Source organism: Mesorhizobium sp. B2-4-2, from assembly GCF_006442845.1.
Taxonomy (GTDB): Bacteria; Pseudomonadota; Alphaproteobacteria; order Rhizobiales; family Rhizobiaceae; genus Mesorhizobium.
The window spans coordinates 45,558-54,333 of record NZ_VFVM01000020.1; the positions used below are offsets into that span (position 1 = coordinate 45,558).

The following is an 8,776-nucleotide window of genomic DNA, read 5'->3' on the forward strand; positions in this document are numbered from 1 at the left end:
CGCCTGCACCTCGGCACAATCAGTAGATGAATAAGGCGACATGGTATAGGAGCCCTGAACGGTATCGCACAGTGTGCAGACAAACTGCGCTCGGTGGCCAAGCCATACGTCGGCTCAGGTGCGCGATAGAAGCAATCTTTTGACTTCACCGGCAAGCGCAAGTGGGTCGAAAGGTTTGGCGATCACCCCCACCGCCCCCATAGCCAGATAGCGTTCGACCTCATGCGTCTGGGTGCGCGCGGTGATGAACACCACGGGTATCGACGCCGTCGGCCGGGACTCGGCCAGGCGCCTCAGCGTCTCCGGTCCGTCCAAGTCCGGCATCATCACATCGAGCAGGATGAGGTCGGGCCGCCATTCGGCGGCATCGGCCAGCGCCTGCATGCCCGAAGAACAGGATCGCACCTCGAATTCCGGCTCGAGCTCCAGCGACATCTGGGCGATTTCGCGGATATCGTCCTCGTCGTCTACATAGAGGATCCTTGCGGGCATTAGCATCACTCCTTGGCGTGCGCGGCAGGCCGAGTGCCATTGCGGGACGAAACCAACATGTTCCGTACCAACTTTGCCACATCGATTTCCGACGCTCTGGTCTTGGTCATGATCGCCTGCACCCGATCGCCGAGCTTCTGGTCGAGTTCCGCCGCCGAGAACACGATGACCGCAGTCTCGAGCGGCAGATCGGTCAGGAGGTCGAGGCCCGATCCGTCGGGAAGCGCGATATCCAGGATGACTAGGTCGAAGCGATGGCGGGCGATCGCCTCCTGGGCCTGCTTTAGTGTCTTCGCCGAGGTGATCGAGACGCCCGAACCCAGCCCTTCTGACATCACCGCAAGCACGCCCTCATCGTCTTCGACATGCAGGATTTGTGGCTTCGGCTCGACCCTACGGCCGACGATCTTGGCAAGAGCGGCGTGAAGCCGTTTCGAATCCACCGGCTTCTCCAGCCAGTCGACGATGCCGACGGCGCTGCCGTTCAGCGAGCGCCTGGCCTCGTCGGCGACGGCGGAGATGACGATGACCGCAATGTCGGAATTCACCGGTGATGCCCGTATGTCGTGGAAGAGCTTGATTCCGGATTCCCCCGCCAGCTTGATGTCGAGCGTCAGCGCCACGTAGTCGCGCGAGCTCAGCAGCGCCTTGGCGGTGTCGATATCGGGCGCGACGTCGCTGGCAAAGCCTTCTGCATCGAGAAGTGCTGCGATCACCACAGCAATGTCAGGCTCGTCCTCGCAGATGAGGACACGCAGGCGGCCATCGCGCTTGCGCGCCCGGCGCTCGACCGAAACCGGCTTCTCGGTCTGCCTGTGCGCTTCGGGGAGGTCAATGTGAAACGAGGTTCCCTTGCCTTCCTCGGTTTCGAAGGAGATGCCGCCGCCCAGCTTTTCAGTGATGGCCTTGACGATGCTCAAGCCCAGGCCAGTACCGCCTATCTTGCGAGTGCTGGAGGCGTCCGCCTGCTCGAACTTCCCGAATATGCGACTGCGGAACGCCTCGGGGATGCCAGCGCCCTGGTCCACGACCGAGATGCGCAGCATATCGGGGGCACGACGATGGAGTTTCACCGTGACGATGCCATCAGTGTGCGAGAACTTGATCGCATTCGACAGCAGGTTGGCCATCACCTGATGCAGGCGATCCGGATCTATGTTGGCTTCGGCGCGCGGGGCATCGTCGACCAAGACGATCCTGATTCGGCTGTCGGCCATGTAGTTGGTGCTGGCGGCAATCGCCTGTTCCAGGACCGGGCGGACAGCCATCTGCCTGATCTTGAAGGTGATCACGCCAGATTCGATCTTCTCCATATCAAGGATGTCGTTGATGAGAAGAACCAGCCTTTCACTGTTGGTGTGGGCGATGTTGACGAGATTGGCGGCCTTGGGCGGCAGTTCGCCGGCGACGCCGGCCGCGATCAAACCAAGTGAGCCGCGGATGGAGGTCAGTGGGGTGCGCAATTCGTGGCTGACCGTCGAGATGAAATCGTTCTTCAGCTGGGCATTTCGCTTTTGCTCGGTGATGTCGCGATTGTAGGTGATGACGCCGCTGATCTTGCCGGTCTCGTCGCGGAACGGTGCCTTCAGCGTGTAGAGCCAGCCTTGTCTGCCGTCCGGGAAAACCGCCGGCTGGTCGATGCGCAGCGTCTGCCCGGCTTCCAGAGCGCCCATCTCATCCTGCCGGAAGCGCTCGGCCACGTCCTTAGAGTAGAAATCGAAATCCGTCTTGCCGATAAGCTGTTCGACCGAAGCGGCGCGCATCATTTCGGCAGTGGCGGGATTGGCGGCGATGAACCGGCCGTCGACATCCTTAATGTTCAGGCAATCCGGGAGTTCGCGGACCATGGCCCGGTAGATCATGTTGGACATCGCAAGATCGCGCCGCCGCTGCTGCCGGTCCAGCAGAACGCTTATGAGGACGGTGCTGAGGAAGCGGAACACGAGTGATGGGAGTGTGCTCTGCTGCACCAGGTCGGCAACGACTTGCGAGGGGATGATCAGGAGCGTGATCAGCCCGGCGAAAGCTACCGACACGCCGAGTCCGAATATGTCGAACATGGTGCGAGACCGGGCAGTAACGATGTGGTGCCACGCAATACCGACTATAGCGGTGATGAGGATCCCCACGACACCGACGCTCGCGCCCTGTCCACCGAGATAGATGCGATAGGCAATGGAGCCGGCAGTAGCGATGAACATCGCCGGCCATCCACCGAAGAACGCGGCAGCCGCAATGAAGGCGGCGCGGAGATCGACGACGAAGCCGGAGACGGACAAGCCCGTCGCCATGGAAATGATCGCGCCCATGCACATGACCACACCAAGAACCAGCGACTGCATCCGCGTCGACAGGCGCCCGGTGAAGTCCGCCACAAGATCCCAGGCGACTACGAGGATGGAGACCAGGGCAAGATTGGCGAGGAGTGACTGCCAGAACTCGGTCATGACTTTCCCGCTCCTTTTCCCGATAGATACCGCCAAAACCTATCCGAGGTCTAAAGAAGCTACAGACTCCGGCCCTCTGCCAGTTGAGGCTCGCTGCTCGAAGTCGCGTCGGTGGTTAATCCGCGCGTCGACAGCCCTCTGGCCGAGCCTGCCATAGCCCGGGCGGAACCATCCTCTCCGCTCGCGGTTTGGGCGAGCAACCCAAAGGGAGAGCTTCATGACACAATCGCGCGACTGGTTGATACAGTGGCTGAGAGACGCTCACGCCATGGAGGAGCAGGCCGAGACGATGCTCTCCGGGCAACTGTCACGCCTCGAAAGCTATCCGGAACTCGGCGACCGCATCCGTCAGCGCGGCAGCAGGCCTCGCGCCTCAAAAGCTGTCTTGACCGGATCGGAGAGGGATCCTCCGCGATGAAAGACGCAGGTGGCAAGCTCACCGCCATGGCCAGTCGATCAGCGGCGTGTTCGCCGGCGACGAGGTGATGAAGGGGTCGCTCGCCAGCTATACTTTCGAGCATATGGAGATTGCCTCCTACATGATGCTCATCGCCGCGGCCCACGCCGAAGGGGAGGCCGAGGTGGCGCGTGTCTGTGAGCAGAATCTGCGCGAAGAGGAAGCGATGGCGGATTGGCTCAAGAGCCACCTCGCCGAGACGACGCAGATGTTCCTGTCTCGCGCCGCGGCCGACAGCGATGCCGCGAAACGGTGACGCCCAAATGGCGCGGGCGGACTTTTTTTCTGGCGATCGGGTCCGCTGGGCGGCTCTTGCGCCGGCCGCTGGGTCTTAGGTCGCAGCTAAGAGCCCGCTTCTCCTCCCACAAGAGCGGACTCTTGTCTCGAGTTTATGATCGGCCGCGGATTCGTCAGGGCACGGGTGGGGCAACATGAAGCGACTTCTGTCAGATCTCGCCGCAATGGCTGAGCCCGGCTTCTGGATCGCCCCGGGGCTTTTGGCGCTGCCTTACGCAAGTGGGCGTATTCGTCCTCATTAAGACATGCCGGTGCCTCTGATCGCTCAGGCTTCCAGCCGTCCATGCGCGGACCTTAATACACCATCGTTGAGAGCACTTTCGGGTCTCACTGTCATGATCGCAAAGGGGCCGCGTGACCGACGAGGTGGGGATGCATCGACCGATGAAGTTGCTGGGCGCGTGTTGAGCAATCCGCTCGGTGTTATTGCGGGGTTGCTCCCATTCTTGCGCGTGGCGCACCATATTAGCCATTTGACGGGCGCAGATGCCGGTTTGCGGGGACTCGTCCACCAAGAGGCTCTAGAGTTGCGAGTGTAGTCTGCTGGCCAGCCAGTCCGATATTTTTTCGGTCAGGGGGCGCGCTTCCCATTCGCCCAAACTGATCTGCCTTGATCGCGCAAGATCCTGGCTGAACAGGTCGATCTGCGTTTTGGCAAAATCCCGGCCGTATACATTCAGCGTGGCTTCGTCGTTCAGTCGCAAAGAGCGCTCGTCCAGGTTGGCAGAGCCAAAGCTCGTCCAGACGTCGTCGACGATCAGGAGTTTGGGATGATACATCGTTGGCTGGAACTCGAAGATCCGGACCCCAGCTTTGAGCAAGTCGCCCCAGAAGTACCGCGAGCCCTTTCGGACCAGGGGCACGTCTGTGAGCCAGTTGGGCACGATCACGTCGACTGCTACCCCTCGTTTCCTGGCGTCCAAGATCTGCTGCAGGGCAATATCGTCAGGCACGAAATAGGCCATTCCGATGCGAAGATGATCCCTGGCGGCAGCGATCGCCGCCAGCATCATCAGTTCCATGTTCTCCGAGCCATTTGGCTGCGATGACAGGATCAGCTGAGCGCTAAGCGACCCCGCAGGTTCGGAGGGTGAGTAGAACTTCTCACCTTGCAATGTCTCGCCGGCCGTCTCCAACCAGTTTTCCGCGAATGCCGCCTGGAAGGCAGACACTGCGGGTCCTTTGACTTGATAGTGCGTGTCGCGCCACTCATCTGGATTGCGGGCGTTTCCGAGCCAGTTGTCGGCAATACCGACGCCGCCGGTGAACGCGACCAGCCCGTCAACGATGAGCAGCTTGCGATGGGTCCGGTTGTTTACACGATCCAACGTATACCAATGAATAGGTCTATAGCGCTGGAACCGCACGCCGGCGCTTGTCATGATCTCGATCAGGTCTTCATCGAACGGCAGGCTGCCGACCCAGTCAACGAGCACACGGACCTCGACACCCTCCCGGGCTTTGGTTGCCAACGCGGTCGCGAACTCATAACCGACGACCCCCGACCAATAGATATAGGTCTCGAAATCAATTGTAGACCGAGCCGCATGGATTGCCTGCAGCATTGAAGGGAAGATCTCATCTCCGTTGACAAGGGTTTGTACCGCGTTTGAATCGAACAGCTGTCCTTGTGAATAACTGCTCATGCTCCTTGCAAATTCGGGATCCGACGCGTCGAATCGGTGCGGGACAAGCGTTCGCAAAATGCGTGGCTCTGGTGCCAAGTTTATGCTCAGCAGAGTGATCAGGCTGGCGATGACGGCAACGGCCACGTATTTGAGGCTCTTAAGCAGCCTTCCCCGGTTTACGCCAAACCTCACTGGGTCCGCACCCGCCCGTAGCGCCGCGAGTCCGCATGGCACATCTCAATCGCCCTGCTGTTTGCGAGTGCGATGCTTTTCGATTTCCTCTGGTTCCTCATCATCGATTCTGGTGATGTTCGATGCCGAGCTATTCGTTCGCAACATCTCATCCAGCTTGGCATGGATCGCCTGCGTGTCGCGATGTTCTGCGCGTTGAATGAACAGTGTCATGGCCCAGGTGAACAGGGTCGCCGCGCCGTGCCAGTTCAAACTCGCCCTGTCGAGAAATAGCCAAAGGGCCGCGTAAGCCAGCAGCACCAGGAATGCTGCCGGCCGAGAGGTCAACGTGCCAATTGAGGTGAGCACGCTCGTGATCGGGCGAGTTGCCATCATCAAGAACTTTCGACTGCAACGCAGGTTCCCGTTGTGCCAAGCTCTACAATGCATGCCGGCGGAGCGCCAAGCAGTGGTGGGAGCGCATGTTCCATTCCAAGCGGCGTTCGATCATCTTTTTAGGAGCAGCCTGCGAGCATTCTCTATCTCACCATTTCGGCAGCAACGATCACCGTGGTTTGTGTTCCTCGATTGCGCGTTCGATAGCCTTTACGCGTCTCACCCAAGCGAAGGTCGGCAGTCTGGAAATCGTCTGATGGCCGCGCCACTGACAGTCTCCGAAGCCGACAGTTCCTCAACACGGGTTCGGGCGTCCAGCCGTGTGAAGATGCAATCGCTTCCAGTTCGGCGGCGGTTTGCGTCGTCGGCGCCCGCCAAACGGTGAGTACCCCGCAGCCGTGAGCGAGGCGGCCCATCAAATGACCGAAGATGTTGTCGCTCGACATCGCTGCATCGTACTTCAGCTGCCGAACCTCACGATTTGAGCTTCTATTGTGCAGCTTGCATCCGGAACCAAAGTCTGAGGAGCAAGTTTGGCCGTGAATGCCGAAGTTTGGCATGGCCATTCAAGGAAGGAAAATCCGATGAAAGTACAATGTGGGACGACGGCAGCTGCCGCTGCTTTGGTCATGTTAAGCTTGCCGGCGCTGGCCCAGACGAGTGGGACACCGGAGCTTAAGCCGCCGCCGCAGCAGTCTGGATCCACACCACTGCCAGGCCCTAACAAACAGACAGAAGACCAGACGCGTGAGATGATGCGGCAGATGGTGGACGAGATGTTACAGGACAAGCTGCAGGGAGATCGCGGCCCCGAAGAAAGGCCTCCGCATCGGCAAGATTGGCACCGGGACATAGGGCAAGGGTCGCACGATGGGGACAGGATAGCTCGAAAGCCTGATCGCATGGGGCCTCGCATGATGCACGCGGCCAGGATGAAAATAATGTTTGCGATAATGGACGCCGACGGCGATGGAGCACTTTCGCAGAGCGAGATCCAGGATGTGATCGGGAGGATATTTGACGTCGTCGACGAGAACGGCGATGGCAGGATTGATTTGGAGGAGATTGAATCCTTCTCACATAGTCGCGGAAGTGGAGAGATGCAGTAGCACTTCGAACTTAGGCGCTTTTTTGGACGCTATCCCTAGCATCGGTTGGTAGTATGCCCGGCTGGTCGATCGGACCTCCACACCGATGCGAGCATGCTCGTGCAGTGACCCGAAGCAGGCAAGCGTCTCTTCAATTCGTGGAACGTGCCAGAGGCCGAAGTGCCTCGGCGCTTCCAGCAAGGTTTCATGAATTGGCTCAGTTCCGCACCCTGATGGGCGGCTGGTGCAGGCAAAGCACGTCTATTCAAATGCAGGAATGCACAAAACCCGGCGCAAGCCGAACATCCGCCTCACACACCCGACCTTGCGCGTCTCCGATGCCGCGGCGGCGCGGACTCGCCACGACTGATCAGATAATTCGCGACGATTCTCCTGTGGCAGCGCCACCAAAGCGTTTCCGAGCACATGATGGCGCACCGCTGCTGCCTGCCGACGGACAAACGAACCTTAACGGAGACTTTCATGGGCAAAAATCAGCATGTCGTACCTCGCGACGGTCAGTGGGCGGTGCTCGGCGCCGGCAATAACCGCGCCACTTCGCTTCATCCGACCCAAGCCGGTGCGGTCGCCTCGGCAAGAGACATCGCCATCAACCAGCACAGCGAGGTGGTGATCCATCGCCCCAACGGGCAGATCCGCGACTCGAACTCTTACGGCAACGATCCCTTCCCGCCGCGCGGTTAGCGGCTTCAACACAAGGATATCCTAAAATGCAGACCCAGGAGAACGAAAAGGGCAAGGACAAGACCGTCACCATCATTGTTGACGGCAGCCCCTACGAGGTCCCGAAGAAGGACACCATCACCTACGCCGAGGTGGTGACACTAGCTTATCCCGATTATCCGCAGCACCCGAGATCACCTACTCGGTAACTTACACCCGCGGCGACGGTCACAAGCCGGAAGGCATCCTGGCTCCGGGTGGCAGCGTGAAGGTCAAGGAAGGAATGGTCTTCAGTGTTAATCGAACTGGCCAGTCATAACGACGACATCCGCCGACTGCTTGAAAAGGGCTACGCCCTGAGGGTCGACACATTGCACCTCGTGGTCCGGGACGTTCCGTACCTCGCTCTCGCCGGATTGCCGAAGGGCCTTACACTGCACGGTTTGAGGAAGTCACTCGGGGTTTATCTCGCCGAGGCGGGAGCATCCACCAGGCAGATGATGGACGTTCTCGGCCATGACGATATCGACCATGCCGAACTCTATTCCCGGGAAGCGTCGCAGGTGCGTTTGGCTGTGCAGGGCATGGACCGAGTCGTAAGGCTGGTAACGCGCAAACCATTGCTTGGCGAACCTGTTGGCCAACCTCGTGGCGAACCACCATTTAACGCACTATAAATAACGATAATGGTGGGCCCGGAGGGTCATCGTTTTCTACGGGAAAACAATACGTTAGTAGCTGGTTCGCCAAACCTTTTCCTTCGTATTCTCTCGTATGGTCTGGCGAACCAAAGGACCAAAAAGACGACTAGTTTCTCTGAAAGCGGTGCCTCAGTTCTAACCACAAAGAAGGTAGTCATGCATTTTGATGATAGCGTTATGAGCGCGGCCGCATTCGTCACGAAAGCGGGTTGACCGTCTCGATATGGTCTGGAGGGAAAGCTGACCTTGCATCCAGCTCAGCGCGACGCGGCTTAAATCAGTGGCAAACAACGGCTGACGAACTGTCCGGCCTTGGCGTGCTGATGGGCAGCGCTATCCAGTCGACCGTGAACAATCCGAGCCCTAAGCGGCGCACTGCTTCGACCGGAGTTGAAGCAGGACGATCAAGAGCGAC

General features: G+C 59.3%; 8 protein-coding genes and 4 pseudogenes. 7 read left to right on the forward strand and 5 right to left on the reverse strand.

Going from position 1 to position 8,776, the window contains the following annotated elements:
• Nucleotides 1-114: 114 nt before the first annotated feature.
• Nucleotides 115-492: a response regulator gene (locus FJ942_RS27685; RefSeq protein ID WP_140500731.1), complete on the reverse strand. Its 378-nt coding sequence runs from the start codon at nt 490-492 to the stop codon at nt 115-117.
• Between the two features lie 5 nt (nt 493-497).
• Nucleotides 498-2,939, reverse strand: a complete 2,442-nt coding sequence (locus FJ942_RS27690; protein WP_140518215.1) for an ATP-binding protein — start codon at nt 2,937-2,939, stop codon at nt 498-500.
• A 217-nt stretch (nt 2,940-3,156) separates the two neighbouring features.
• Here FJ942_RS27690 and FJ942_RS27695 point away from each other — a divergent pair.
• A pseudogene (locus tag FJ942_RS27695) lies at nt 3,157-3,652 on the forward strand (DUF892 family protein).
• Between the two features lie 562 nt (nt 3,653-4,214).
• Here the strand turns inward: FJ942_RS27695 and FJ942_RS27700 are convergent.
• Together FJ942_RS27700 and FJ942_RS27705 are read right to left on the reverse strand one after the other, a co-directional pair.
• Nucleotides 4,215-5,465: a phospholipase D-like domain-containing protein gene (locus FJ942_RS27700; RefSeq protein ID WP_246679900.1), complete on the reverse strand. Its 1,251-nt coding sequence runs from the start codon at nt 5,463-5,465 to the stop codon at nt 4,215-4,217.
• Nucleotides 5,466-5,558: 93 nt separating this feature from the next.
• Entirely contained in the window at nt 5,559-5,885 is a 327-nt protein-coding gene (locus FJ942_RS27705) for a low affinity iron permease family protein (RefSeq protein ID WP_140632143.1), read from the reverse strand.
• 542 nt (nt 5,886-6,427) lie between these two features.
• Here FJ942_RS27705 and FJ942_RS27710 point away from each other — a divergent pair.
• The gene (locus tag FJ942_RS27710; protein WP_246679901.1) at nt 6,428-6,997 is read left to right on the forward strand and encodes an EF-hand domain-containing protein; all 570 of its coding nucleotides are present in this window, start codon (nt 6,428-6,430) and stop codon (nt 6,995-6,997) included.
• Between the two features lie 332 nt (nt 6,998-7,329).
• Here FJ942_RS27710 and FJ942_RS28965 read toward each other — a convergent pair.
• A pseudogene (locus tag FJ942_RS28965) lies at nt 7,330-7,434 on the reverse strand (DUF488 family protein); the annotation flags it as partial.
• Between the two features lie 25 nt (nt 7,435-7,459).
• Here FJ942_RS28965 and FJ942_RS27720 point away from each other — a divergent pair.
• The 5 genes and pseudogenes from FJ942_RS27720 to FJ942_RS28970 all read left to right on the forward strand — a co-directional run.
• The gene (locus FJ942_RS27720) at nt 7,460-7,681 is read left to right on the forward strand and encodes a DUF2188 domain-containing protein (RefSeq protein WP_140495891.1); all 222 of its coding nucleotides are present in this window, start codon (nt 7,460-7,462) and stop codon (nt 7,679-7,681) included.
• A gap of 26 nt (nt 7,682-7,707) precedes the next feature.
• A complete protein-coding gene (locus tag FJ942_RS29120) occupies nt 7,708-7,869 on the forward strand; it encodes a multiubiquitin domain-containing protein (protein ID WP_246679088.1) in 162 nt (53 codons plus the stop codon).
• Between the two features lie 35 nt (nt 7,870-7,904).
• Nucleotides 7,905-7,979: a hypothetical protein gene (locus FJ942_RS29125; RefSeq protein WP_347439606.1), complete on the forward strand. Its 75-nt coding sequence runs from the start codon at nt 7,905-7,907 to the stop codon at nt 7,977-7,979.
• A pseudogene (locus FJ942_RS29130) lies at nt 7,954-8,055 on the forward strand (hypothetical protein); the annotation flags it as partial. The gene FJ942_RS29125 and the pseudogene FJ942_RS29130, both read left to right, overlap by 26 nt.
• A 15-nt stretch (nt 8,056-8,070) precedes the next feature.
• A pseudogene (locus FJ942_RS28970) lies at nt 8,071-8,471 on the forward strand (tyrosine-type recombinase/integrase); the annotation flags it as partial.
• Nucleotides 8,472-8,776 lie beyond the last annotated feature (305 nt).